This is a genomic window from Streptomyces sp. NPDC001980, assembly GCF_040296885.1.
Classification (GTDB): Bacteria; Actinomycetota; Actinomycetes; order Streptomycetales; family Streptomycetaceae; genus Streptomyces.
The window spans coordinates 120,062-145,005 of record NZ_JBEOYD010000007.1; the positions used below are offsets into that span (position 1 = coordinate 120,062).

Consider the following 24,944-nt stretch of genomic DNA (forward strand, 5'->3'; position numbering starts at 1 on the left):
CCCGACCGGCAGGACATTGTCCATCCCCCGGTCAGGGTGCGTCAGGCGGTGCCGGTCAGTCCCGGCTGCCCTGGTCGCCCACCAGCGTGCCGATCTTCTCACCCTTGACGGCGCGCCCGATATTGCCCTCCGTCACCAGCTCGAACACCAGGATCGGCAGCTTGTTGTCACGGCAGAGCGTGATCGCGGTGGCGTCGGCGACCTTGAGCTCGCGGGTGATGACCTCGCCGTAGCCGAGGGAGTCGAACTTGACGGCGTCGGGGTTGGTCTTGGGGTCGGAGTCGTAGACCCCGTCCACGCCGTTCTTGCCCATGAGCAGCGCCTCGGCGTCGATCTCCAGGGCGCGCTGGGCGGCGGTGGTGTCGGTGGAGAAGTACGGCATGCCCATACCGGCGCCGAAGATGACCACGCGGCCCTTCTCCAGGTGGCGCACGGCGCGCAGCGGGATGTACGGCTCGGCGACCTGCCCCATGGTGATCGCGGTCTGCACCCGGCTGTCGATGCCCTCCTTCTCCAGGAAGTCCTGGAGGGCGAGGCAGTTCATCACGGTGCCGAGCATGCCCATGTAGTCGGAGCGGGCCCGGTCCATGCCGCGCTGCTGGAGCTCGGCGCCGCGGAAGAAGTTGCCGCCGCCGATGACGACGGCGACCTGTGCGCCGTCGCGGACGACGGCCGCGATCTCACGGGCGATCTTGTGCACCACGTCGGGGTCCACGCCCAGGCCGCCGCCACCGGAGAAGGCCTCTCCGGACAGCTTCAGCAGAAACCGGCCGCGTACTTTGCCGTCGTCGCTCTTCTGGGCCTTGGTGGTCATGGAGATCCCGCCTCTTTCACGTGGTGCACATACAAAGAAGGCCATTGCCGGTGGGGTCGCTTTTCGCTGCCCGTGCGCGGCAATGGCCTCCTCGTCAGATCTGCCGCCGTCCGTCACGTCCCTGGGTGTGGCGGTGTGTACGGACGACTGCTGTCGACCGACCCTATCGGGATTTCCCCGCGGGTCGCGCGTCGATCGCGGTACGGACTCAGATGCCGACCTTGATGCGCGTGAAGCGCTTCAGGGTGACACCGGCCTCGTCCAGGACCTTCTGGACCGACTTCTTGTTGTCCAGCGCGTACGGCTGGCCGAGCAGCGTGGCGTCCTTGAAGAAGCCGTTGAGGCGACCCTCGACGATCTTCGGCAGGGCGGCCTCGGGCTTGCCCTCGGCGCGGGTGGTCTCCTCGGCGATGCGGCGCTCGGACTCGACGACGTCGGCCGGCACGTCCTCCTTGGCGAGGTACTTCGGCGCGAAGGCGGCGATGTGCTGGGCGATGCCCCGGGCGACCTCGGCGTTCGGCTTGTCCAGCTCGACGAGGACACCGATCTGCGGCGGCAGGTCGGGCATCGTGCGGTGCATGTAGGCGGTCACGTAGCCGTCGGCGTACTGCGCGAACCGGTCCAGGACGATCTTCTCGCCGAGGTTGGCGTTGGCCTCGTCGACGTACGCCTGGACGGTCTTGCCGGGCTCGATCTCGGAAGCGAGCAGCGCGTCCAGGTCCGCCGGGGCGGTCTTGGCGACGTGCTCGGCGATGGTGCTGGCAACGGCCTGGAACCGGTCACCCTTGGCGACGAAGTCCGTCTCGCACTTCAGCTCGACGAGGACGCCGGAGGAGTTGTCGTCGGCGATGATCGAGACCACGGCGCCGTTCTCGGCGGAGCGGCCCTCGCGCTTGGCGACGCCCTTCTGGCCCTTGATGCGGAGCGCCTCGACAGCCTTGTCGACATCGCCCTCGGCCGCGTCCAGGGCCTTCTTGCAGTCCATCATGCCGGCGCCGGTGAGCTCGCGGAGCTTCTTGACGTCAGCGGCGGTGTAGTTCGCCATGAGTCGTTAAGTCTTTCTCGAAGTCGGGAGATCTGCCCGATCCACGATCCACACGTAGATGTTGATCGCGAATCTATGGGTGAACGGCGGGGGCGTTCGGGATGTCGCCGCCCCCGCCGTCAACGCTGACGGGTCAGGCCTGCTCGGCGTCCGCGGCCGGAGCCTCGGCGGCCGGCGCCTCAGCAGCCGGAGCCTCGACAGCCGGAGCCTCGACAGCGGCCTCGGCGGCGGCCGGAGCCTCCGCCTGCTCGGCGTCGGCGACCTTCTCGGTCTCGGCAGAGGTCTGGACCTCGGGCTCGTCCGCCTTCTTCTCACCCTCGAGCAGGTCGCGCTCCCACTCGGCGAGCGGCTCGCCGGCGGCCTTCTCGCCCTTGTCACCGGTGGCGACACGGGAACGGGAGATGAGGCCCTCGGCGACCGCGTCGGCGATCACGCGGGTGAGCAGGGTGACGGAGCGGATCGCGTCGTCGTTGCCCGGGATCTTGTAGTCGACCTCGTCGGGGTCGCAGTTGGTGTCGAGGATCGCGACGACCGGGATGTTGAGCTTCCGGGCCTCACCGACCGCGATGTGCTCCTTCTTGGTGTCCACGATCCAGACGGCGCTGGGAACCTTGGACATCTCGCGGATACCGCCGAGGGTCTTCTCCAGCTTGGCCTTCTCGCGCGACAGCACGAGAAGCTCCTTCTTGGTCAGACCGGACGCGGCGACGTCCTCGAAGTCGATCTGCTCAAGCTCCTTGAGGCGCTGCAGACGCTTGTAGACGGTCGAGAAGTTGGTGAGCATGCCGCCCAGCCAGCGCTGGTTGACGAAGGGCATGCCGACGCGGGTGGCCTGCTCGGCGATGGCCTCCTGCGCCTGCTTCTTCGTGCCGACGAACATGACCGTGCCGCCGTGGGCGACGGTCTCCTTGACGAACTCGTAGGCGCGGTCGATGTACGACAGCGACTGGAGCAGGTCGATGATGTAGATGCCGTTGCGCTCGGTGAAGATGAAGCGCTTCATCTTCGGGTTCCAGCGACGGGTCTGGTGACCGAAGTGGACGCCGCTCTCCAGCAGCTCCCGCATCGTGACGACGGCCATGGCCGTATCTCCTTGAATTTCTCGGTTGTGCCGCGGGTGCCGGACGGCTCCCGCGCCTGACGCCCGTGTGCGCTGTGCCACGAAGGACCGAGAAGCGCTGACATCTGCTGTTGTTGGCCAGGTGTCGGGGCGTGCGAAGTCGACCCGGTGACCCGGATCGCCAGAAGAAGTGTACGGGACCGGCGAGGCACCGGGTGACGCCGCTGTCCACAACTCGGGAGTAATCCACAGGAACCGGCCATGATCGGCGGGGTGCGGGAGCGTTTGACCATGTTGGTCATGCGACGCGCGATGCGATGGATGTGGGCGGCGACGGCCTTGCCGCTGGCCCTGGGAGCGACCGCGGCCCGGGCCTGGGTCGCGGCGGACGGCCCGCCGCCCCCTGCCGGGCCGCCCGTGCCGGCGATCGCCCGCGCCTGGCCGGTGGGGGTACGACCACCGGTCCTGCGCGGCTGGGAACCACCGGCGACGGTGTACGGCCCCGGGCACCGGGGGGTCGATCTGGGCGCGGCCGCCGGTGATCCGGTACGGGCGGTGGCGGCGGGCCGGGTCTCCTATGCGGGGCGGGTGGCGGGGAGGGGGGTGGTGTCGGTGGCCCTGACGGGTACGGACCTGCGCACGACCTACGAGCCGGTGACGGCCACGGTGGAGAAGGGGCAGGAGGTGGCGGCGGGGGAGGTGGTGGGCACGGTGGAGCCGGGGGGCGCGCACTGCGGTGCTCGGTCATGTGTGCACTGGGGACTGCTCAGGGGGGACGAGTACGTGGACCCGTTGCTGCTGTTGCCGGCGTGGCTGCGGGATCGGGGGCCGTCGCGGCTGTTGCCGGTGTTGGGGGTGCCGCTGCCGGAAGGGTGAGCCGGGGTTTCCGTTGCCGGAGGGGTGACGGGGGCCGGTCGCGCGACTGCGGGCCGGTGGGGGCTGGTCGCGCAGTTCCGCGCGCCCCTGACGGGGCGCTGTCCAGCCGCCCCCTTCAGCTACTCAGCTGCGGGCAGGCGTGCCGCAGGGCGGCACGGGTGGGCGCTGGGGTCCCCCCTCTGGGGGAGGCACCCTGCAAGCGCCGGTAAGCGTCCCCACCCCCGGCCCCCCACCTGCCTCAGCCCTGCACACCCCGCAACGCCATGGCCACCGCCGCGTCCGTGATCACCACCGGATCCTCCGCCGCCCCCAGCTCGATCCGCCGTACCGCGGCGTCCACGACCCCCTGCACCAGCATCGCCGCCAGCCGAGGCTGGCCATGCCCCAGCTCCCCCAGCGCCTCCACGATCATCGCGACCAGCCCGCCGTGCGCGGCCCGGATCTTCTCCCGCGCCCCCGCGTCCAGCTCGCTCGCCGAGATCGCGACCACCGCCCGGTGCCGCCGGTCCCCGACCAGGGCCAGCTGCTGCCGCACATACGCCTCGACCTTGCCCTCGGCGGAAGCCGCCCGCTCCATCGCCGTCGCGACCTCCGCCGCCCACACGGGGAAGTCGACCTCGCACAGCTCCTCGACCACGGCGGCCCGGGAACGGAAGTACTCGTAGACGGACGACCGCGCGAGCCCCGTGCGCTCGGCGAGCGCGGGGAACGTCAGCGCTTCCGTCCCGCCCTCGGACAGGAGGGACCGCGCCGCGTCCAGCAGGGCGGCTCGCTGCATCGACCGGTGCTCGGCCACGGAGGCCGCTCGAATCCTTGGCACGTCGACCACTTTACGGACGCGCCGGGCCGGACGGGAGACAGCACGACCGAGAGGCGGCCCGCCCGGCCGCGGCCGTCGGCCGGAAACCCCCGGTCAGCGGCCGAAACTCGCCAGCTTCGCCCGCAGTTGCAGCACCGACTTGGTGTGGATCTGGCTCACCCGGCTCTCGGTGACCCCGAGCACGTTCCCGATCTCGGCGAGCGTGAGCCCCTCGTAGTAGTAGAGGGTCACCACGGTCTTCTCCCGCTCCGGCAGGGTGTTGATCGCCCGCGCCAGGAACCGCCGCAGCTCCCGGTCCTCGGCCACCTCCACGGGGTTGTCCGCGGCGGTGTCCTCCAGCGTGTCCATGACGCTCAGGCCGTCGCCGCCCTCGCCCCCGACGTGCAGCAGTTCCTCCAGCGCCACCACGTTGGCCAGCGACAACTGGCTGAAGACGGCGTGCAGCTCGTCCACCTCGATGCCCAGCTCGGCGGCCACCTCGCTCTCCGAGGGCGTGCGCCGCAGCCGCGCCTCCAGGGTGGCGTAGGCCCGCTCCACGTTCCGGGCCTTCTGCCGGACCGAGCGCGGGATCCAGTCCAGCGCCCGCAGCTCGTCGATCATCGCGCCCCGGATCCGGGTGATCGCGTACGTCTCGAACTTGATCTCCCGGTCGACGTCGAACTTCTCGATCGCGTCGATGAGCCCGAACACCCCGGAGGAGACGAAGTCGGCCTGCTCCACGTTGGGCGGCAGGCCCACGCTCACCCGCCCGGCCACGTACTTGACCAGCGGCGAGTAGTGCAGGATCAGCTGTTCCCGCAGCCGGTCGTCCCCCGTCGCCTTGTACGACCGCCACAGCTCGTCGAGCGTCGAGGGAGCGGGCGGCCGCACGCTGCCACCGTCGCGGGCGGCTGGGGGGAGCGCCGCCCGGTCGGACCCGGAGGTGTGCTGGGGCATTCGTCGCCTTGTGCCGTTCTGCCGTGAAGTGCCAGGAAGTGCTGTGTTGTGCCGTGGAGCGGAGTGAGCGGGGAGTGAAGAGCGATGGTCGGGCGAGGTGTCGGTCTCATGACGGTTGGCACGGTCTGCGCCAGGCCTTTCGTGAGCGTAGCGTGACTGAGGAGTCGCGGTGCGCGAACAGTGAGGCTCCACCCCTGCGCGAACCCCCTGTACGGCGCGCTCCACCACGCTCGGCGCGTCGCTCTGCGTGACCGACCGGAAGCGTCAACTCCGGGAATTCCCAAGGGCGTCGGGGGTTCCCCCGGACGGCCGAACACGCTCGGTCAGCACCGGCTCCGACCGGCGCGGACCGAGATCATCGCCTGGCGTGTCAACTTCCAGCCGTCGCCGTGTCGTTCGACGTAACCAAGTGCTCGGAGTTCGTACAGTCTCGCGACGGCCTCGTCCTCGGACGTCTGCGCGCCGCGTGCCACCTCTTCGGGTGAGGCGGGCCGGTTGCCGGGCAGGGCGGCGAGGACCTGCCGGGCGGCGGGTTCCAGCAGGTCACGCGGGAGGACGGGGCCGCGTCTGGCCGGGGCCAGCTCGCCCATGTCGCCCACGAGCTCGACGACCTCCGCGGCGTCGGTGACCAGCACGGCCTCCCCGCGGAGCAGCTCGTGCACCCCGGCCGAGAGGCCGCTGGTGGCCGGTCCGGGCACGCCCATGGTGAACCGGCCGAGCCGCTGCGCCGCCCGCGCGGTGACCAGCGAGCCGCTGCGGTGGGCGGCCTCCACGACGACGGTGCCTCTGGTGAGCGCCGCGATGACCCGGTTGCGGAGCACGAACCGGCTCGGCGTCGGGTGCTCCCCCGGCGGCAACTCCCCCACCACCAGTCCCTGTTCGGCGATCCTGTTGATCAGCTCGGTGTGGCCCCGGGGGTAGGGCCGGTCGACCCCGCAGGCCAGCACGGCGACGGTGGCCCCGTCGGCGCCGAGGGCTCCGCGGTGGGCGGCGCCGTCGACTCCGTAGGCGCCGCCGGACACCACCACCCAGCCGCGCTCGGCGAGTCCCGCGGCGAGGACGGTCGCCATGTGGGCGCCGTACTCGGTGCAGGCCCGGGCCCCGACGAGGGCGACGGCCCGCAGCGCCCACATCCGCAGACTGGGCCGGCCGCGCACCCACAGGCCCAGGGGGCGGGCGTCGCCCAGGTCGTCGAGCTGGCTGGGCCACTCGGTGTCGCCGGGACACACGAACCGCGCGCCCGCCTCCCGCGCGACGGAGAGGTCGGCCCGGGGATCGGCCTGCGCCGCCCGGGCCAGCAGGCCCGCCCACCGCTTGGCGCCGACGCCGGGCAGAGGCTGCCCGTCCTCGCGCAGCCGGCCCGCCACCTCGTGCACGCCCCGCTCCCGCACCCACCGCCCGGCGGTCTCGTCACCGGGCTCGACGACCCGGGCCAGGAAGACCCGGGCGAGCAGCTCGGTGTCGTTCATGGGGCGATCCCTTCCAGAACCGCGCCGCGCCGGACGCCGGTACGCAGCTCCAGGGCCAGGTTGACGTCGTTGGCCGAGGGCCGGTCGCGGCCCGCCAGGTCGGCGAGGGTCCAGGCGACCCGGAGCACCCGGTCCAGGCCGCGGGCGGTGAGCAGGCCCCGGTCGAGGTCCAGCTCGGCCTTCAGCAGCGCGCCCGGCTGGACGTGCCAGCGGGTGCGGAGTTCGTGCCCGGGGACCTCGCTGTTGGTGCGCCAGGGCAGCCCTTCGTAGCGGCGGGCGGCCCGCTCCCGGGCCGTGCGCACCCGCTCGGCGACGGCGGCGGAGGGTTCGGCGCCGGTGTGGAGCCGCAGCAGTTCCTCCCGGGCGACCGGTTCGACGCTCACCCTGAGGTCCACGCGGTCCATCAGGGGGCCGGAGAGCCGGGCCCGGTACCGCTTGATCGAGGAGGGCCGGCACTCGCAGACATCGCCGGGGGTGCCGTGCCGGCCGCAGGGGCAGGGGTTGGCGGCCAGGACCATGAGGAACCTGGCCGGCATCCGCAGCATCCCGGCGGCCCGGGCGATGACGACGCTGCCCGACTCCAGGGGCTGGCGCAGGGCGTCCAGGACGCTGGCATTGAATTCGGCGGCCTCGTCCAAAAAGAGCACGCCGTTGTGAGCGAGGGAGACCGCTCCGGGGCGTGGCAGGCCGGTTCCGCCGCCGACCAGCGAGGCCATGGTCGCCGAGTGGTGCGGGGCGCAGTAGGGCGGCCTGTCGACCAGCGGGTGGCCGGGTGGCAGCATCCCGGCGACCGAGTGGACGGCGGTGACCTCCAGGGACTCCTTCCGGCCCAGCTCGGGCAGCAGCCCCGGCAGCCGTTCGGCCAGCATGGTCTTGCCGGCGCCGGGCGGGCCCTTGAAGAAGACGTGATGGCGCCCGGCCGCGGCCACCTCCAGGGCGGCCCGGGCCACGTGCTGGCCGGCGACGTCCGCGAGGTCGGGCGCGTGGTCGCCGGTGGCCATGCCGGTGCCGAGCCCCATGCCCGGCAGGGCGAGCCCGGCGAGGAACGGGTCGGGGCGGATCTCGCCGGGGACGGGCTCCTCGTCGGGCACCGGTTCGTCGGTGAGGACCGCGATCAACTGGCGCAGGCTGCGGACGCCCAGCACGGACACCCCGGGCACCAGCGAGGCCTCCGGCACCGCGTTCTCCGGCACGACCACCTGCTCGTACCCGGCGTCGGCGGCGGCCAGCACGGCGGGCAGGATGCCCCGGACCGGCCGGACCCGGCCGTCCAGGCCCAGCTCCCCGATCATCACGATCTCGGCGAGCACCCGGGGATCGATCCGCTCGGCCGCCCCGAGCACGGCCGCGGCCACCGCGAGGTCGAAGCCGCTGCCGCTCTTCGGCACGGACGCCGGGCTCAGCCCGACGGTGAGCTTCTTCGAGGGCCAGGAGGCGCCCGAGTTCACCACCGCCGCCCGGACCCGGTCCCGGCTCTCCGTCAGGCTCTTGTCCGGCAGTCCCACCAGGGTGAAGGCCGCCACCCCGGGCTCCAGGTCGGCCTGGACCTCCACCACCACGCCCTCGACACCCACCAGCGCCACCGAGCAGGTCCGCGCGAACCCCATCTCACGCCACCCCCCGGGCGTGCTCGACCACGGGCGCCCCGCGCTGCGGCAGGAGCACGCCGACCACGTCGATACGGACGCCACCCGGCGGTGCCCCGCCGTGCGCGTGGATCCAGTGTTCGGCGAGGCCGCGCAGGCGCTGCGCCTTCTCCGGGGAGACCGCGGCCATGGGATGCTCGAAGACGCCTGCCCGCCGGGTCTTGACCTCGCAGACGACCAGGACGTCCCCGTCCCGCGCCACGATGTCGATCTCGCCGGTCCTGCCGCAGCGCCAGTTGCGCTCCAGGACCGTCAGACCGGCCTCGGCCAGCCGCCGTGCGGCCAGCGTCTCGCCGTACCTGCCGAGCGCGCTGCGTGCCCGATTCGTGCGTGCCTGATTCGTGCGTGCCTGATTCGTGTTCATGTCGGCACCACCTCCGGCGCCAACGGTCACGCATCCCCCACCAAGAAGTTGATCTTGGTGGGTTACTCAGCGGTTGTGGACAACTCCGTCACCCACACGAGCCACCTCAGCCGCCCGGAAGCTCCAGGTCGGTCTTGTTCAGCTCCTCGATGTTCACGTCCTTGAACGTGAGAACGCGGACCTGTTTCACGAAACGGGCCGGCCGGTACATGTCCCAAACCCAGGCGTCCGCCATGGACACCTCGAAGAACACCTCGCCCTGGACCGAGTGCACCTGCATCTCGTAGTCGTTGGTGAGGTAGAAGCGCCGCTCGGTCTCGATCACGTATTTGAACAGACCGACGACATCGCGGTACTCCCGGTAGAGCTTCAGCTCCATCTCGGTCTCGTACTTTTCGAGGTCCTCGGCGCTCATGGCATGTTCCCCTTCAGCCGTGCGATCCCACCATTGTGCGCCAGTCCCGCGCACCCCTAGACGATTTCCGTGTCAAGGGTGACGGGCCCGGCGGGGGGACCTTCGTCGAGCAGCCTACGGAACAGCTCGGCGAGTCTGGTCGGATACACCGTCTCATGCGCCCGGGTCAGTTCCTGGCACGTCCACCAACGTGCTCCGGCCACACTGCGCCGCTCCAGCTCGGTCAGGCCCGTGACATCGATGGCCGTCTGCGTCGTACGGGCCAGGTAGTACCACTCGTCCTGGTCCCAGCGTCGGCCGGCGAACGGGAAGGAGCACGTCCGGCGCCACAGCACCGGACCGAGGTCGACGTCCGTGATGCCGGTCTCCTCGGCGAGTTCCCGCAGAGCGGCCTGCTCACGGGTCTCGTCGCCCTCCAGACCGCCGCCGGGCGTGAACCACCAGTCGTCGGCCGGGTCGTCAGGTTCGTGGCCGTGCAGGAGCAGGATGCGGTCCTCGGGGTCGAGAAGGACCACCCGGGCCACCTTGCGCAGGCCGCCCTCCGACGCCTCCGACAGCGCCTCAGCGGACACCGGCGGGCTCCGTACGGCCACGGGTGCGGGATCGGCCCAGCAGGTTCGCGACCGGGCCGTAGGCGCCGCCCGCGAGGACCAGCACACCACCGGCCACGATCATGAACTCGATGATGCGCAACGGCCCGGGCTGGGAGAGCGCACCCAGGGTCTCGAAGCCGGTCGGGCGCTTGAGCAGGCCCTTCATCGGCCAGATCACGGAGTCCACCCGGGCGGTGACGGCGCTGCGCGCGACCGTGCCCTGGGCCGCGTCCGTGAGATGGGCGGTGGAGTCCAGGGAGCCCTGTCGCTCGTCGCCGAGAAGGAAGAGCCGGCCCTTCGGGACGGTGACGGTCGGGAAGCCCTGGAGCTCGGCCGCGCTGCCCGACGGCAGATACGGCTCGTCGATCTGCTTGCCGTTGACGGTCAGCTTGCCGTTGGTGCAGCAGGCGACCGTGTCACCGCCGACCGCGACCACGCGCTTGACGACGTCCGCGTTGGTGACCCAGCTCTTGTCCTTGAAGACGACGACGTCGCCCCGGCGCACTTCACTACCGTCGATGCGCTGGCCGAGAACCCGGTCCCCGGCGTCGATCGTCGGCGTCATCGAAGTGGTGGGCACGGTGTACGGCCGGTAGACGACCGCTCCCCAGCCGAATCCTCCGAGGAACAGCACGATGCCCAGCGCGACGGCGATCCCGGACAACCGCTGTCCGAGCCTGCTGCCGGCCTGTGCCGCGCTCGTGCTGGTGCCTGCGCCGCCGCGCGGAGCCGTACGTATCGTGCTGTCGCCCATGAGGCCGCACCCTACCCGGCGGTACCGGGCAGGGGCAGCCCTTCTTCGGCGCCCCTGGTCACAAGCTCCCCAAGGGCTTCACATGCGTCGGTCAGCAGAGGCATGCGGGAGCCGGTCACGTCGCGCTCCACGCGGTCAGCGCTTGCCCGCGGCCACGCGCTTGTCGAACTTCTGCTCGATCCGCTCGCCCCGACGGCGGCGCCACACCGCAACCGGGAGGACGGCGGCGACGGCCACGCCCTCCGGCGCGACCGTGAGGGAGGCCGCGGCGGACGACTGCGTGTTGAGGCCGCTCTGGTCGAAGGTGTCCGGGATCGGCAGCGTGCCCCAGCGGTTGATCGGCCAGGCCTTGACGATGGCACGGCCGACGACGTCCTTCACCGGGACCATGCCGTGGTGCTTGTCGGACTGGTTGTAGCGGGAGTCACGGGAGTTCTGGCGGTGGTCGCCCATCACCCAGATGTAGCCCTGGGGCACGTGCACCGTGAACTGGCCGCCCTGGTCGTCGACGCTGCAAGGGGTGTTGCCCGGGTAGACATAAGGCTCGTTCAGCGCATGGCCGTTGACCATGAGCGGGCCGCTGCCCTTGCAGGAGACGGTGTCGCCACCGACGCCGATGACCCGCTTGATCAGGTCCCGCTCCTCGGCGGACGGCATCAGGCCGATCCAGCTGAGGAAGGTCTGGATCGCGTTCGGCTGGGCGGTGGGCTCGCCCGCCAGCCAGTCGTCCGGGTCGTGGAAGACCACGACCTCGCCACGGTCCGGCTTGGAGCCGAACCACGGGGTGAGCTTGTCGACCAGGACGCGGTCACCCTGCTGGAGGGTGTTCTGCATCGAGTCCGACGGGATCGAGAACGCCTGCACCAGGAACGTCTTGATCAGCAGTGCCAACACCAGGGCGATGACGACCAGGATCGGCAGCTCCTTCCAGAAGGAGCGTGGTTTCTTCGGTGCGGGCGCCGTCGATTCACCCGGGTCCCCGTCCGTGCCCCCGCCGTCACCGCCGGAGTACGGACCGTCTGCCGGGGTGCCGTCCCCGCCAGGCCCGGTGCCGTTCCCGGAGGTCGAGGCGCCGTCTGCGGGGGGGACATTCTCCACGGGGCGCCCGCTGTGCTCCTCGCCGTCGTGTCCCGACCGTGCGCCAACCGCCACATCCCCCACGCCAACTCCTTACTCCGTGCCGCCGCCTGCGCCATCCCCGGCGCAAGCCCACCACTCCCATAACGAGCGGGAGTTCCGCAGGGGTCGGGAGTTGGATGTATCCGTTCGGATCGTCGGAGGCAACCCTATGCGACACCCGGGGAGCCGCGGTCGACCCCGACCCGGAGTCAGAAACGCTTGCGAAGGTTTTAGGTTCGTCGAGCTTGGTCCAGTGGCCGATGGGCCATCCGATCATCATGGCACGGCCCACCACCGAGGTCACGGCCACCGTGCCGCCGTAGTCGGTGTCCTGGTGCGCGCGGGAGTCGGCGGAGTTGCCGCGGTGGTCGCCCATCACCCACAGCCGCCCCTTCGGCACGGTGATGTCGAACGGCTGAGCGGAGGGGACGTTCCCTGGATACAGGTAGTCGCCCTCGGTCAGCGGTACGCCGTTGACGGTCACCCGGCCCTGTGCGTCACAGCACTTGACGTGGTCACCGCCGACTCCGATGACCCGCTTGATGAGGTCCTTCTCGTTGGCGGAGGGCAGCAGGCCGATGAAGGTCAGCCCTTCCTTGACCTGCTTGACCCCGACCGGGTCGTTCGCCTTGGTGGTCTGCTCGTCCGCCAGCCAGCCGCCCGGGTCGTGGAAGACGACGACGTCCCCGCGGTGCGGCTGCCACCCGAACCAGGGGGTGAACTTGTCCACCAGGACGCGGTCGCCGATCCGGATCGTCTGTTCCATGGAGCCCGACGGGATCACGAAGGCCTGGACGAGGAACGTCTTCAGTACGAGGGCTATCAGGACGGCCACGCCGACCAGCAGCGGTATCTCCCGCACCGCACCGCGCCGGCGCTTTCGCTTGACCTTGCGCTGCAGCTTGCGCCGCTCCGCGCGGGACCGGCCGCCGGACGGGCCGGAGGCGCGCCGGGCGCCGGTGGGCAGCAGGTTGGCGGCGGCGTCGACCGGCACGCCGCGCGGCCGACCCCGGTTACCCATGGGACGCTCCGGCGGCCGGCACGCGCGCGTAGGCGGCGGGACGGGCGAGGCGGGTCCAGTGGGCGTACGGCCAGACGATCCAGTCGGCCCGGCCGATGACCCTGCTGACGGGGATCATGCCGCCGCCGGGCGAGCCGAGGTGGTCGCGGGAGTCGCTGGAGTCGCCGCGGTGGTCGCCGAGAACGAAGAGCGTGCCGTCGGGGACGTCGACGTTGAAGGGCACGGTGGAGGGGGTGTCCCCGGGATAGAGGAACGAGGTCTCGTCGACCGACCGGCCGTTCACTTCGATCCTCCCCTTCTTGTCGCAGCAGACCACGTGGTCTCCTCCCACACCGACGACACGTTTGATGTAGTCGGCGTCCCCGAAGTACCCGGAGCCGTCGAACACCACGACATCTCCCCGGCGCGGCCCGGCACCGAAACGGTACGCCAACTTATTTACGAGAACGCGGTCCCCGATCCTCAATCCCTGTTCCATGGATCCGCTGGGAATCTGGAATGGTTGCGCCACGAAAGTGTTGAGGACGAGCAAAAACGCCAGGCAGGCGAAGAGGGTGAGGGTGATCCAGCCGCCCGGCAGCCAGTCGGTGACCCGCTCGGTGGCCCGCGCCACCAACGCGAAACGCGACCGGTCCTCCGCGGCCTCTGGTTCGGGGCGGGAGGAGCGGTCGCGCTCCGTGTGCTGTGCTTCGGTGTCCATCGGGGCCAGATGCTATCCGGCGTCGATGAGACTCCCTCTTACCGGCTCGTTCGCCTACGGCTTCCGGGGGCCGGCACGCGACATCAGTTGTCGCGCTTCTCCTTGATCTTCGCGGCCTTGCCGCGCAGGTCGCGCAGGTAGTACAGCTTGGCGCGACGCACGTCACCGCGGGTGACGAGCTCGATCTTCTCGACGATCGGGGTGTGCACCGGGAAGGTGCGCTCGACGCCGACGGAGAAGGAGACCTTGCGGACCGTGAAGGTCTCGCGGACACCGCTGCCCTGACGGCGGATCACAACGCCCTTGAACTGCTGCACACGGGAGCGGTTGCCCTCGATGACGCGGACGTGGACGTTGACGGTGTCACCCGGGCGGAAGGCCGGGACGTCGCTGCGCAGCGACGCGGAGTCGACGGTGTCGAGCAGGTGAGACATTTCGTCTGCTTTCCTCGCTGATGCCACAGGTCATCAACGGAAACTAGGTGTTCCATGGGGTCTGCCGTGCGGGTCGGGGCGGACGTCGTGTCCCCCTGTGGCAGGGGCGCACGCCGGACGGACGCACAACAGCGGCCTATTCTTCCACGCCCTCCGGCCTGCGCCAAAATCGGCCGTGGGGTACGCCCTCCGGGTCCGGGGCCCAGCCCAGGATGGAGAGCATCTCCCGGTCCTTCTTGTCGAAGGCCTTGGGGTCGCAGCGCTCGATCAGGTCGGGCCGGTGGGCGGTGGTCCGCTTCAGGGCCTCGTCGCGGCGCCAGCGGGCGATCTTGCCGTGGTGGCCGCTGAGCAGCACCTCGGGGATGTCCCGGCCGCGCCAGACGGGCGGCTTGGTGTAGACGGGGCCCTCCAGCAGGTTCGCCATGGCGCCGGGCGCGAAGGAGTCGTCGCGGTGCGACTCGGCGTTCCCGAGGACGCCGGGCAGCAGCCGCGCCACGGCCTCCGTGATCACCAGTACGGCCGCCTCGCCGCCGGCGAGGACGTAGTCGCCGATGGACACCTCGTAGACCGGCATCCGGGTGACGTACTCGTCCATGACCCGCCGGTCGATGCCCTCGTAGCGGGCCGGCGTGAAGATCAGCCAGGGGCGCTCGGAGAGCTCCACGGCGAGTTCCTGGGTGAAGGGACGACCGCTCGGGGTGGGGACGATCAGCGCGGGGGCGTGCGAGCCGGTCTCGTAGCCGTCGGCGAGGACGGTGTCGAGGGCGTCGCCCCAGGGCTCGGTCTTCATGACCATGCCGGGGCCGCCGCCGTAGGGCGTGTCGTCGACCGTGTTGTGCCGGTCGTACGTCCAGGCGCGCAGGTCGTGCACCTGGACGCCGAGCTGCCCACGCGCGCGTGCCTTGCCGACCAGCGAGACGTTCAGCGGTTCCAGGTACTCGGGAAAGATCGTGACGACGTCGAGCCTCATGCGTCGTCGTCCCTGGACGAGTCGATCTCCGCCCGGTCGTCGATCAGGCCGGGCGGCGGCGCGATGACGGCCCGCTGCTCCTCCAGGTCGATCTCGGTGACGATCTCCGCCACGAACGGGATCATGACCTCGCTGCCGTCGGGCCGCTCCACGATGAAGAGGTCCTGGGAGGGCAGGTGCGAGATCTCGGTGATCCGGCCGACCTCGGTGCCGTCCTCGGTGACCACGTCCAGGTCGACGAGCTGGTGGTCGTAGTACTCGTCCTCGCCCTCGGGCAGCTCCTCCGGGTCGATCTCGGCGATCAGGAGGGTGTTGCGCAGGGCCTCGGCGCCGGTGCGGTCCTTGACGCCCTCGAAGCGCAGGAGCAGGCGGCCGCTGTGCACGCGGCCGGTCTCGATGGTGAGCGGTCCCACGCCGGCGGGATCGGTGGCGAGTACGGCGCCCGGCCCGAGCCTGAGCTCCGGTTCGTCGGTACGTACCTCCACGGTGACCTCGCCCTTGATGCCGTGGGCGCGGCCGATCCGTGCGACTACGAGCTGCACTGTGCCTGTTCTCCTGTCATCTCCTGCTCGACCTGCTCATACGGCTCGGGCCGGGGACGGCCAGTGGCCCTCCCCGGCCCGAGCCGGTTGCGATAAGCGTCAGCGGACGTGGTCGACGTCGACGAGGTCGACGCGGACTCCGCGACCGCCGATGGCGCCCACGACGGTGCGCAGGGCACGCGCGGTGCGGCCGTTGCGGCCGATCACCTTGCCGAGGTCGTCGGGGTGCACCCTGACCTCCAGCACGCGCCCGCGGCGCAGGTCGCGCGAGGCGACCTGCACATCGTCAGGGTTGTCGACGATGCCCTTCACGAGGTGCTCAAGCGCCTCTTCGAGCATGCTGCTCAGGCCTCGGTCGACTCGGACTCAGCCGCGGCCTCGTCCTTCTTCTCAGCCTTCTTCTTCTGGGTGATCGCCTCACCCTTGCCCTCGTCGTCACCGCCGAGCGCCTCGAACGACGGACGCGTGGCCTTCGGAGCGGCCACGAGCAGCGGCGCAGGGGCGGGCTCGCCCTTGAACTTCTGCCAGTCGCCGGTCTTCTTCAGGATGGCGAGCACGGGCTCGGTCGGCTGGGCGCCGACGCCGAGCCAGTACGCCACGCGGTCGGCGTCCACCTCGATGACCGACGGGTTGTAGGTCGGGTGGTACTTGCCGATCTCCTCGATCGCACGGCCGTCACGGCGGGTGCGGGAGTCGGCGATGACGATGCGGTAGTGAGGCGAACGGATCTTGCCCAGACGCTTCAGCTTGATCTTGACTGCCACGGGAGTGGGTTCTCCTGGTTTTGACGTGGTTGGGCACGGCGAGACTGCCGCGTGGGGTTGCGGTACCCGAGTGCCCGATGGACGCGTCAGCCGGAGGAGAGAGGGGTCCTGTGCGGCTGTCGAGTACAGCTAGCCATTGTGCCATACCCTGCGGGTCGCTTTTGGCCGACGGTCGGGCCGAGGTGCGGGGGCATGCCGGAGAGGCACCCGGCGTGGAGGTGAGGTCACGTCGGGTGCGCTGACCGGCGCCGTCGGGGCCGGGGGTGTGGCGACGAGCAATGGCCACGGCTGCCACGAGCAGCCGTCCCCTATGCCGCCCCCACGACCTCCGGAATGCGGAACGGCTTGCCGCAGCCGCCGCAGACGATGGGGGCCTGGGCCAGGACCGACGGGACCACCCGGACGTTGCGACCGCAGTCGCACACCGCCTTGACGCGGACGCCACCGCCGGAGGAGCCGTGGCGGGCGGCCGGGCCGCGGAAGGTGCGGGAGGTGTCGGCGGACGTGGCCACCGTGTGCGCCTTGAGAGCGCGCTGCAGTCTCTCGATGGTCGGGCGGTAGCGTCGCTTCGCCTCGGGGTTGAGCGTGACCAGCGAGAAGCCGCTGCTGGGATGCGGCTCGTCGGGGTGGTCCAGGCCCAGCTCCTCGGCGATCGCGAGGAATCGGCGGTTGTGGTAGCGGCCGGCCCGGGAGGTGTCGCGGACTCCCCGGGAGGCGGCGATGCCGTGGACTGCCTCATGGAGCAGCCGTTCGAAGGAGAGCTCGTGACCGCACGCGGACGATGACTCCCCGATCAGGGACTCTGGCGCGGCAAGGTCCGGCAGCTCGGGGTGGTACCGCTGAATGTCGGCCCACGCCTCTGCCAGCTCTGCGGCGAGAACAGGTGGTGTCTGTGTCGTGCTCACGTAATGAGAACGAGCGGGAGGGCCCCTGTGTTCCTATTCCGGGGCATCCCAAATAATTTGCACGTACCCGTCAGTTGCCGCTGATGCGTGGAGACGAGCACGGGTGCGCTGATCTGCGGAGAAGCCTCACAGCTCGTACCAAGCCGGTGCGTAGTCTGACGTACGACCCGCCACGTACCCTCGGCCCGGACGCCTGGGCGACGGAGGTCGGCGTTGCGCAAGAGACGTTTCGGTCGCTCTCGTGGCCGGGGCCCCACCCCCGTCAGCGTCCGCGGCGGTCCCGGTGTTACCCGCAGCCCGTCGTCATCCGGCACCGGCCCGTCTCCGGCGGCCGGAGTCCGTACGGTCACCGTGTCGGCCGACCATGGCCAGAACCGCCGTGTCGTGGGTCCGATGGTAGAGCCCCAAGTTGCCGGGATGTGAAATCTCGCCACAGTCACAGCCCACGTACAAGCGGTGACCCGCGACCTCTGGACGCCATCGCGAGCCCGGAGTTATGTGGCATAGGTGGGAAGTGCGAGCGCACGGCACGGGGGCCACGGAATCGGTCAGTGCGTAACTCTCGGCGGATTGGGGCGCTTACCTATGACACCTACGCTCGTGCGGCACCACCTTTCTCACGCGGACTCACCACCCCGTGTGAACCTGGGCGCACGCGCGCGTGACTGGTCCGAGATCCAGGAGCGGATGCTGGTACCGCTCTACGAGACCGTCCACGAGCGACTCGAAGTGGGCCCCGCCACCCGGCTGCTCGGCCTGCGCTGCGGTTCCGGTCTCGCCCTGCTGATGGCGGCGACCAGAGGGGCCGCGGTCACCGGAGTCGACTCCTCCCCCGAACGGCTCGCCCTCGCCCGTGAGCGCCTGCTGCCCGACCCGGCCCTGGGCGCACGCGCGCGTGGCCGTGCCGCCCGGATCGTCGAGGGCACGCCCCGGGACGCGGCGGACGCGCAGGCACCGGCGTACAACCTGATCACCGTCTTCGACCCGATCGGCTGTCTGGCCGGCGACGCCGAGCGGCTCGGTGACCTGATGGCGGAGGCGATTCCCCTGGCGGAGCACGGGGCGGCCGTGGTGCTGGCCGGCTGGGGTCCGCCGGAGCGCTGCGCGACCTCGTCCGTGCTGCGGGTCGCGGCGAAATTGGCCGATCCTTTGCGGAGCGCGGGGAGTTGGCGCCCGGCGCGCCGGGACGATCTGGAGGAGGTCGCCCAGCGGGCCGGTCTGCGGATCGACGGGTCCGGGCGGGTCTCCTGCGCGTTCGGGTACGCCGACGCGGACAGCGCGGTGCGGGGGCTGCTGTCGACCGGGCTGTTCGACGCGGGGATCGCGGCGGCCGACGAGGAGCAGGTCGGCAAGGAGCTGGCCGAGGCGCTTCATCCGCACCAGCGTGCGGACGGCACGGTGTGGATGCCCAATGTCTTCCGGTACCTGATCGCCCGGGTGCGCTGACGCCGGGTCTCGACCGACGGTTCGGATGCGGCGCCGTTGAGGCTGGTCGCGCAGTTCCTCCCCCAGCCTTCGGCCGGGGGTACCCCCGGCGCCCCTTACGGGGCGCCAAGGCTCGGTGCGTTCAGATGCGGGGGCGGATTCGAGGCGGTCAGGCCTCGTCCAGGTCCTTGGTCAGTCTCGTGATCCCCGCGATGCGGTACGCGTCGGCCTCCTCCAGGGTCTCGTTCTCCAGGAGTGCCTGGGCCAGGGCGTCCAACTGGCCCCGGTGGTCCTGGAGTTTGCGGCGGGCCTCGTCGTAGCACTCGTCGACGATGCGGCGCATCTCGGTGTCGATCACGTCGAGGGTCTGGGGTGCGGCGGCGAGGCCGTAGGCCTGCTGGGCGTCGCTGGGGAGGGCGGAGAGGCGGCCGACCTCCTCGCTCATGCCCCAGCGGGAGACCATCCCGCGCGCGATGTTGGTGACCTGTTCCAGGTCGCTCTCGGAGCCGGTGGTGATCACGTCGTAGACGACCTGCTCGGCGGCCATCCCGCCGAGGGCGCCGATGATCCGGCCGCGCAGGTACTCCTCGGTGTACGCGTACTTGTCGGCGTCGGGTGTCGACAGCGTGACGCCGAGGGCGCGGCCGCGCGGCACGATGGTGATCTTGCGGACCGGGTCGGCGCCGGGCTGGAGCATGCCGAGCAGGGCGTGCCCGCTCTCGTGGTAGGCGGTCCTGCGCCGCTCCTCCTCGGGCATCACCAGCGGCCGTTCGGCACCGAGCTGGACCTTCTCCAGGGCCTCCGAGAGGTCGGACTGGGTGACCTGGTCCTGCTTGCGCTTGACGGCGAGGAGGGCGGCCTCGTTGGCGAGGTTGGCCAGTTCGGCGCCGGTCATGCCCGGGGTCGTACGGGCGACCTGGGCGAGGTCGACGCCCTCGGCGAGCGGGATCTGCCGGGTGTGGATCTCCAGGATGGCCTCGCGGCCGGTGCGGTCCGGGGGCGAGACCTGGACGACCCGGTCGAAGCGGCCGGGGCGGGTGAGCGCGGGGTCGAGGATGTCGGCGCGGTTGGTGGCCGCGATGACGATGACGCCCTCGGAGCCGGAGAAGCCGTCCATCTCGGTGAGGATCTGGTTGAGGGTCTGCTCGCGCTCGTCGTGGCCGCCCATGGAGGCGCCGCCGCCGCGGGCCCGGCCGATGGTGTCGATCTCGTCGATGAAGATGATGGAGGGGGCGACCTTGCGGGCCTCCGCGAACAGTTCGCGCACCCGGGAGGCGCCGACGCCGACGATCATCTCGATGAACTCGGAGGCGGAGGCCGAGAAGAACGGCACGCCCGCCTCGCCGGCGACGGCCCGCGCGAGCAGCGTCTTGCCGGTGCCGGGCGGGCCGGCGAGGAGCACGCCCCGCGGCATCTTGGCGCCCATCCTGCGGTAGGCGTCGGGGTTCTTGAGGAAGTCGACGACGTCGTTGAGCTCGCCCTCGACCTCGTCGATGCCGGCCACGTCCTCGAAGGTGGTCCGCTGCTGTCCGGGCTCCAGTTCGACCGGCTTGGGCGGCGTCTTGCGGCCCAGCATGCCGCCCGCGCCGCCGAGCCCCGCGCTCATCCGGCGGGCGATGAAGACCCACACCGCGACCAGCAGGATGATCGGCGCCAGTGAGATCAGCAGATTGGCGAGAAAGCTGCGGTGCTGGACGACCGGTTCGGCGGTGACCGTCACGTTGTGCTTGGTCAGGCTGGTCCAGAGGTCGTCACCGGCGAACGACGGCCGCTCGGTGTTGAACTTGGTGTAGTTCGCGCCGCCCTCGGGGTTCTTCTGTTCCTTCTTCAGCTGACCCTGGATCGAGTCGCCCTTGGCGTAGATCTTCTCGACGTTGCCCGCGTCCACCTGCTTGGTGAACTCGGTGTACGAGACCGTCGGCTCGTTCGCCTGGTCGAAGTACGACAGCACCAGGTTGGCCAGCAGATACACGACCAGTGCGGTGACGATCAGCCGCCACCAGCCGCCGTGCATCCGCCGCCCGCCGTTCGGCGGCTTGGGCGGCTCCTCGGGAGCGCCCTCGGTACGCCAGGGCTGGTCGGGTGACTTGCGCGGCGGCGCGGGGTTGGTCATATGCGGACCGTACGACACGGACCAACCCCTGGCACCCGCACAGGTGAACTCAGCCCATGAACTTCTTGAACTCGTCCGGCAACTCGAAGTCCTCGGCGCCCTGCTGCGGCAGCCCGAAGGCGTTCCCGCCCTGCGCGGCGGCCTCGCGGCGCTGGGCCTCCTCCAGCTCCTGCTGCTTGCGCTTCATCGGGTTGCCGGAACGCTGCTTGCCCTTGGCCTGCTTCGGCTGCTTCTTGGTACGGCCGGGGCCGCCGCCCATGCCCGGGATGCCCGGCATACCCGGCATGCCGCCGCCCTGGGCCATGCGGGACATCATCTTGCGGGCCTCGAAGAACCGCTCGACGAGCCCCTTCACCGCGCTGACCTCGACACCGGAACCCTTGGCGATGCGGGCGCGACGGGAGCCGTTGATGATGTTCGGGTCCTGGCGCTCGCCCGGGGTCATCGACTTGATGATCGCGGCGGTACGGTCGACGTCCCGCTCGTCCAGGTTGTTGATCTGGTCCTTGATCTGGCCCATGCCGGGCAGCATCCCGAGCAGCTTGCTGATGCTGCCCATCTTCCTGACCTGTTCCATCTGGGCCAGGAAGTCGTCCAGGGTGAAGTCCTGGCCCTTCTTCGACGCCAGCTTGGAGGCCATCTTCTGGGCCTCTTCCTGGCTGAACGTCTTCTCCGCCTGCTCGATGAGGGTGAGCAGGTCACCCATGTCGAGGATGCGCGAGGCCATCCGGTCCGGGTGGAAGGCGTCGAAGTCGTCGAGCTTCTCACCGTTCGACGCGAACATGATCGGCTTGCCGGTGACCTGGCGGATGGAGAGCGCGGCACCACCGCGGGCGTCACCGTCGAGCTTGGAGAGCACGACACCGTCGAAGCCGACGCCGTCGCGGAAGGCCTCGGCGGTGGTGACGGCGTCCTGGCCGATCATGGCGTCGACGACGAAGAGGATCTCGTCGGGGCTGACCGCGTCCCGGATGTCGGCGGCCTGCTGCATCAGCTCCTGGTCGATGCCGAGGCGGCCGGCGGTGTCCACGATCACGATGTCGTGGACCTTCTGCTTGGCGAACTCGATGGAGTCCTTGGCGACCTTGACCGGGTCGCCGACGCCGTTGCCCGGCTCGGGCGCGTAGACGGCGGCACCGGCGCGCTCGGCGACCACGCTCAGCTGGTTGACGGCGTTGGGGCGCTGCAGGTCGGCGGCGACAAGCAGCGGGGAGTGGCCCTGCTCCTTGAGCCAGTGGGCGAGCTTGCCCGCGAGGGTGGTCTTACCGGCACCCTGGAGACCGGCCAGCATGATCACCGTGGGCGGCTGCTTGGCGAACCGCAGCCGGCGCGTCTCGCCACCGAGGATCGTGACCAGCTCGTCGTTGACGATCTTCAGGACCTGCTGGGCCGGGTTGAGCGCCTTGGAGACCTCGGCGCCGAGCGAGCGCTCCTTGACGTTCTTGATGAACGTGCGGACGACCGGGAGGGCCACGTCGGCTTCGAGGAGCGCGATGCGGATCTCGCGCGCCGTGGCGTCGATGTCGGCTTCGCTCAGACGCCCTTTGCCGCGCAGATTCTTGAAGGTCGCTGAAAGGCGATCGGAGAGAGTGTCGAACACGGCGGCGTCGGTCCTCGGAGTCGGGGGCAGTGAGCGTCTTCCAGGGTATCCGGCCGCGCAAGGAAGTGGTTCCCGCCTTGCACGCCCGTGCGATCAGCCCCTCAGTGTCTCCTCCAGCTTGCGGGCCACGGAGGCCGCCTCCTCCGCAGGCAGCGGCGCGTGGTCGGTGCCGGTCACGTAGAAGGCGTCGACGGCGTTGGAGCCGAGCGTGCTGACGTGCGCGCTGCGCACCCGCACCTCGGCGTCCTCCAGCGCCCGCCCGATCCGGAACAGCAGGCCCGGTGCGTCCTGGGCCCGTACCTCGAACACCGTGGCGTGCCGGGAGGCCGCGGAGGCCACCGTGACGCGCGGCGGCGGGGCCACCCAGCCCCGGCGCCTCGGGTAGGCCGCGTCCCGCTCCGCGAGGCGCCCGGCGATGTCGAGCGAGCCGTCCAGCGCCCGCACGAGATCGGCCCGCAGGCGGGCGGCCTGCGGCAGGGAGCCGTACTCGGCCGCGACCCGCCAGTCGAGCAGCAGGACCGTGCCCTCGTCGACGTCGTCCGGGAGCCGGAGAGAGCGCAACTCGGCGGTGCGGACCGCCAGGCGGTGCACGGCCAGCACGCCGGCGACGGCCGGGAGCACGCCCGGCTGGTCCGGTACGGCGATGAGCAGCTCGACGCCGAGCGGTTCGGGGTCGCCGGCGTGCTCCTCGTCCGTGGCCGCCGGCTCGGTCTGGGCGCGCAGGGAGAGGACCGGGGCGCCGGTGCGGAAGGCCTCGATGGCCAGCCGCTCCTGCTCGGCCGTGGGCGCGCCCGGCTCGGGCTCGTCGACGGTGTCCCCGGCGAGGACGGCGGAGACCCGCTTCACCAGGTCGGCGACGAGCGAGCCGCGCCAGGAGGACCAGGCCGCCGGGCCGGTGGCCAGCGCGTCGGCCTCGGTGAGGGCGTGCAGCAGCTCCAGGGTGCCCTGGGTGCCGACCGCGTCGGCGACCAGGCGGACCGTGGCCGGGTCGTCCAGGTCGCGCCGGGTGGCGGTCTCGATGAGCAGCAGGTGGTGCAGTACGAGCGTCGACAGGACCGCCACTTCGGCGCGGTCGAAGCCGATCCTGGCCGCCACGTCCTTGACGATGATCTCGCCGGCCACCGAGTGGTCGCCGGGCCAGCCCTTGCCGATGTCGTGCAGGAGGGCGGCGACCAGGAGCAGGTCGGGGCGGTGGACACGGCGGGTGAACTCGGAGGCGCGGACGGCGGTCTCGATGAGGTGCCGGTCGACGGTCCAGACATGCACGGCGTTGCGCTGCGGGCGGCACCGGACCCGCTCCCAGTCGGGCAGCAGGCGGGTGATCAGGCCCTCGGCCTCCAGCGCCTCCCAGACCTCGACGGTGGGGCGGCCGGAGCCGAGCAGGGTGACCAGCTGCTCGCGGGCCTCGGCGGGCCAGGGCGTGGGCAGGGGGCGCGTGGTGGCTGCCATGCGCCGTACGGCGTGCAGGGAGAGCGGGAGGCCGGCCTGGGCGGCGGCGGCCGCGGCGCGCAGCGGGAGCACGGGGTCGCGTTCGGGGCGTGCGGCGCGGGCGAGCACCACCTCGCCGTCCTGCTCCACCACGCCCTCGGCGAGCGGGGAACGCTCGGTGACCGGCTTGCCGCCGCCCAGCATGGCGCGCAGCCGGGGCCGGACGGCGCGCGAGCGCAGCACCCGTCCCACTTCACGCCAGGTGACGTCACTGGCGTACGAGATGACGCGCGCGGACTCGTAGACCTGGCGCAGCAGGGTGTCGGCGTCGAGGAGGTCCAGTTCGGCGGCGACCTGGTCCTGCTCCTGGAGCGCGAGGCGGTCGGTGGCGCGGCCTGTCGTCAGGTGCAGGGCGTCACGGACGTCGAGGAGGCGCCTGCGGGCGTCGGCGAGGCCCTCCCGCGGGGCGTCGGCCAGCCAGGAGGCGGCGACGGCACGCAGCGTGGTGGCGTCCCGCAGCCCGCCGCGGGCCTCCTTCAGGTCCGGTTCCAGGAGGTACTGCAGCTCGCCGTGGCGTTCGGCACGCTCGGCGCAGAGCTCCTGGAGTTCGGGGAGGCGTTTGGGCGCCTGGTTGCGCCAGTCGGCGAGGATCGCGGTGCGCAGTCCGGTGGTCAGGCCCAGGTCGCCGGCGATGTGCCGGGCGTCCAGGAGGCCCAGCTGGACCTTGAGGTCGTCGCCGGCGGTCTTGCGGGCCTCGGCGGGCGTGCGCACGGAGTGGTCGAGGGCCAGGCCCAGGTCCCAGACGGGGTACCAGAGCCGGTCGGCGACGGCGGCCACCGCACCCAGGGCGCCGCCGTCGTGCAGCAGCAGGAGGTCCAGGTCGCTGCGCGGGGAGAGCTCGCCGCGCCCGTAGCCGCCGACGGCGACCAGGGAGACGCCGCCCTTGATGCCCTCGGTGGCCGCCGCGAACAGGCCGGTCAGCCAGTCGTCCGTGAGTTCGGCGAGGGCGGTACGGCGCGACGGCCCGGACCGCGCCCCCTCGGTGAGGAGGCGCAGCCGGGCCGCCGCGTAGCCGCTGGGTCCCGTGTTCTCTGCGTCGTTCCGAACTTCCGTGCCCGTCACCCAGCGACT

Annotated in this window: 25 protein-coding genes; 2 read left to right on the forward strand and 23 right to left on the reverse strand. The window is 71.1% G+C overall.

The window, feature by feature from the left end; all coding sequences use genetic code 11:
* Nucleotides 1–55 precede the first annotated feature (55 nt).
* The 3 genes from pyrH to rpsB form a co-directional block, all read right to left on the reverse strand.
* Nucleotides 56–814, reverse strand: a complete 759-nt coding sequence (pyrH, locus tag ABT137_RS13030; protein WP_351706965.1) for a UMP kinase — start codon at nt 812–814, stop codon at nt 56–58.
* Between the two features lie 208 nt (nt 815–1,022).
* Entirely contained in the window at nt 1,023–1,859 is an 837-nt protein-coding gene (gene tsf / locus ABT137_RS13035) for a translation elongation factor Ts (protein ID WP_351706968.1), read from the reverse strand.
* 133 nt (nt 1,860–1,992) lie between these two features.
* Nucleotides 1,993–2,940: a 30S ribosomal protein S2 gene (gene rpsB / locus ABT137_RS13040; RefSeq protein ID WP_351706971.1), complete on the reverse strand. Its 948-nt coding sequence runs from the start codon at nt 2,938–2,940 to the stop codon at nt 1,993–1,995.
* A gap of 279 nt (nt 2,941–3,219) precedes the next feature.
* Between rpsB and ABT137_RS13045 the strand changes: the two genes are divergently transcribed.
* The gene (locus ABT137_RS13045; protein ID WP_502984509.1) at nt 3,220–3,795 is read left to right on the forward strand and encodes a murein hydrolase activator EnvC family protein; all 576 of its coding nucleotides are present in this window, start codon (nt 3,220–3,222) and stop codon (nt 3,793–3,795) included.
* Between the two features lie 238 nt (nt 3,796–4,033).
* Here the strand turns inward: ABT137_RS13045 and ABT137_RS13050 are convergent, their stop codons facing one another.
* The 17 genes from ABT137_RS13050 to ABT137_RS13130 all read right to left on the reverse strand — a co-directional run bounded on the left by ABT137_RS13050 (nt 4,034) and on the right by ABT137_RS13130 (nt 17,247).
* Nucleotides 4,034–4,591, reverse strand: a complete 558-nt coding sequence (locus ABT137_RS13050; protein WP_351707497.1) for a TetR/AcrR family transcriptional regulator — start codon at nt 4,589–4,591, stop codon at nt 4,034–4,036.
* 117 nt (nt 4,592–4,708) lie between these two features.
* Entirely contained in the window at nt 4,709–5,551 is an 843-nt protein-coding gene (whiG, locus tag ABT137_RS13055) for an RNA polymerase sigma factor WhiG (protein ID WP_351706974.1), read from the reverse strand.
* 323 nt (nt 5,552–5,874) lie between these two features.
* Entirely contained in the window at nt 5,875–7,020 is a 1,146-nt protein-coding gene (gene dprA, locus ABT137_RS13060; protein WP_351706977.1) for a DNA-processing protein DprA, read from the reverse strand.
* Complete coding sequence (locus tag ABT137_RS13065) at nt 7,017–8,627, reverse strand: YifB family Mg chelatase-like AAA ATPase (RefSeq protein WP_351706980.1); 1,611 nt, start codon at nt 8,625–8,627, stop codon at nt 7,017–7,019. Before ABT137_RS13065 ends, dprA begins: the two co-directional genes overlap by 4 nt.
* Before the next feature lies 1 nt (nt 8,628).
* Entirely contained in the window at nt 8,629–9,030 is a 402-nt protein-coding gene (locus tag ABT137_RS13070; RefSeq protein ID WP_351706983.1) for a YraN family protein, read from the reverse strand.
* 106 nt (nt 9,031–9,136) lie between these two features.
* On the reverse strand, nt 9,137–9,445 hold the full coding sequence (locus ABT137_RS13075; protein WP_008745401.1) for a DUF2469 domain-containing protein: 309 nt from the start codon (nt 9,443–9,445) through the stop codon (nt 9,137–9,139).
* A gap of 56 nt (nt 9,446–9,501) precedes the next feature.
* The gene (locus ABT137_RS13080) at nt 9,502–10,017 is read right to left on the reverse strand and encodes an NUDIX hydrolase (RefSeq protein ID WP_351706986.1); all 516 of its coding nucleotides are present in this window, start codon (nt 10,015–10,017) and stop codon (nt 9,502–9,504) included.
* Nucleotides 10,007–10,792, reverse strand: coding sequence for a signal peptidase I (gene lepB / locus ABT137_RS13085; protein WP_351706989.1), 786 nt, complete (start codon nt 10,790–10,792; stop codon nt 10,007–10,009). The genes ABT137_RS13080 and lepB (ABT137_RS13085) overlap by 11 nt, the downstream gene beginning before the upstream one ends.
* A gap of 135 nt (nt 10,793–10,927) precedes the next feature.
* The gene (gene lepB, locus ABT137_RS13090; protein ID WP_351706992.1) at nt 10,928–11,890 is read right to left on the reverse strand and encodes a signal peptidase I; all 963 of its coding nucleotides are present in this window, start codon (nt 11,888–11,890) and stop codon (nt 10,928–10,930) included.
* Nucleotides 11,790–12,932, reverse strand: coding sequence for a signal peptidase I (lepB, locus tag ABT137_RS13095; RefSeq protein WP_351706995.1), 1,143 nt, complete (start codon nt 12,930–12,932; stop codon nt 11,790–11,792). The genes lepB (ABT137_RS13090) and lepB (ABT137_RS13095) overlap by 101 nt, the downstream gene beginning before the upstream one ends.
* Entirely contained in the window at nt 12,925–13,632 is a 708-nt protein-coding gene (lepB, locus tag ABT137_RS13100) for a signal peptidase I (RefSeq protein WP_351706998.1), read from the reverse strand. Before lepB (ABT137_RS13100) ends, lepB (ABT137_RS13095) begins: the two co-directional genes overlap by 8 nt.
* Before the next feature lie 83 nt (nt 13,633–13,715).
* Nucleotides 13,716–14,066, reverse strand: coding sequence for a 50S ribosomal protein L19 (gene rplS / locus ABT137_RS13105; RefSeq protein WP_351323547.1), 351 nt, complete (start codon nt 14,064–14,066; stop codon nt 13,716–13,718).
* A 136-nt stretch (nt 14,067–14,202) separates the two neighbouring features.
* Nucleotides 14,203–15,036, reverse strand: coding sequence for a tRNA (guanosine(37)-N1)-methyltransferase TrmD (gene trmD / locus ABT137_RS13110; protein WP_351707002.1), 834 nt, complete (start codon nt 15,034–15,036; stop codon nt 14,203–14,205).
* Nucleotides 15,033–15,578, reverse strand: a complete 546-nt coding sequence (rimM, locus tag ABT137_RS13115) for a ribosome maturation factor RimM (RefSeq protein ID WP_351707005.1) — start codon at nt 15,576–15,578, stop codon at nt 15,033–15,035. The genes trmD and rimM overlap by 4 nt, the downstream gene beginning before the upstream one ends.
* 99 nt (nt 15,579–15,677) lie before the next feature.
* Entirely contained in the window at nt 15,678–15,917 is a 240-nt protein-coding gene (locus ABT137_RS13120; protein WP_005479813.1) for an RNA-binding protein, read from the reverse strand.
* 5 nt (nt 15,918–15,922) lie between these two features.
* Nucleotides 15,923–16,342, reverse strand: a complete 420-nt coding sequence (gene rpsP, locus ABT137_RS13125) for a 30S ribosomal protein S16 (protein ID WP_089098502.1) — start codon at nt 16,340–16,342, stop codon at nt 15,923–15,925.
* A gap of 308 nt (nt 16,343–16,650) precedes the next feature.
* Nucleotides 16,651–17,247 carry a hypothetical protein gene (locus tag ABT137_RS13130; RefSeq protein WP_093498845.1) on the reverse strand — a complete coding sequence of 199 codons (597 nt, stop codon included), beginning with the start codon at nt 17,245–17,247 and terminating at the stop codon, nt 16,651–16,653.
* Between the two features lie 585 nt (nt 17,248–17,832).
* Here ABT137_RS13130 and ABT137_RS13135 point away from each other — a divergent pair.
* On the forward strand, nt 17,833–18,693 hold the full coding sequence (locus ABT137_RS13135) for an SAM-dependent methyltransferase (RefSeq protein ID WP_351707008.1): 861 nt from the start codon (nt 17,833–17,835) through the stop codon (nt 18,691–18,693).
* A 148-nt stretch (nt 18,694–18,841) separates the two neighbouring features.
* Here the strand turns inward: ABT137_RS13135 and ftsH are convergent, their stop codons facing one another.
* The 3 genes from ftsH to ABT137_RS13150 form a co-directional block, all read right to left on the reverse strand.
* On the reverse strand, nt 18,842–20,785 hold the full coding sequence (ftsH, locus tag ABT137_RS13140; protein ID WP_351707011.1) for an ATP-dependent zinc metalloprotease FtsH: 1,944 nt from the start codon (nt 20,783–20,785) through the stop codon (nt 18,842–18,844).
* Nucleotides 20,786–20,834: 49 nt separating this feature from the next.
* Nucleotides 20,835–22,385: a signal recognition particle protein gene (gene ffh / locus ABT137_RS13145; protein ID WP_351707014.1), complete on the reverse strand. Its 1,551-nt coding sequence runs from the start codon at nt 22,383–22,385 to the stop codon at nt 20,835–20,837.
* 93 nt (nt 22,386–22,478) lie between these two features.
* The gene (locus tag ABT137_RS13150) at nt 22,479–24,935 is read right to left on the reverse strand and encodes a [protein-PII] uridylyltransferase (protein ID WP_351707017.1); all 2,457 of its coding nucleotides are present in this window, start codon (nt 24,933–24,935) and stop codon (nt 22,479–22,481) included.
* Between the last annotated feature and the right edge of the window lie 9 nt (nt 24,936–24,944).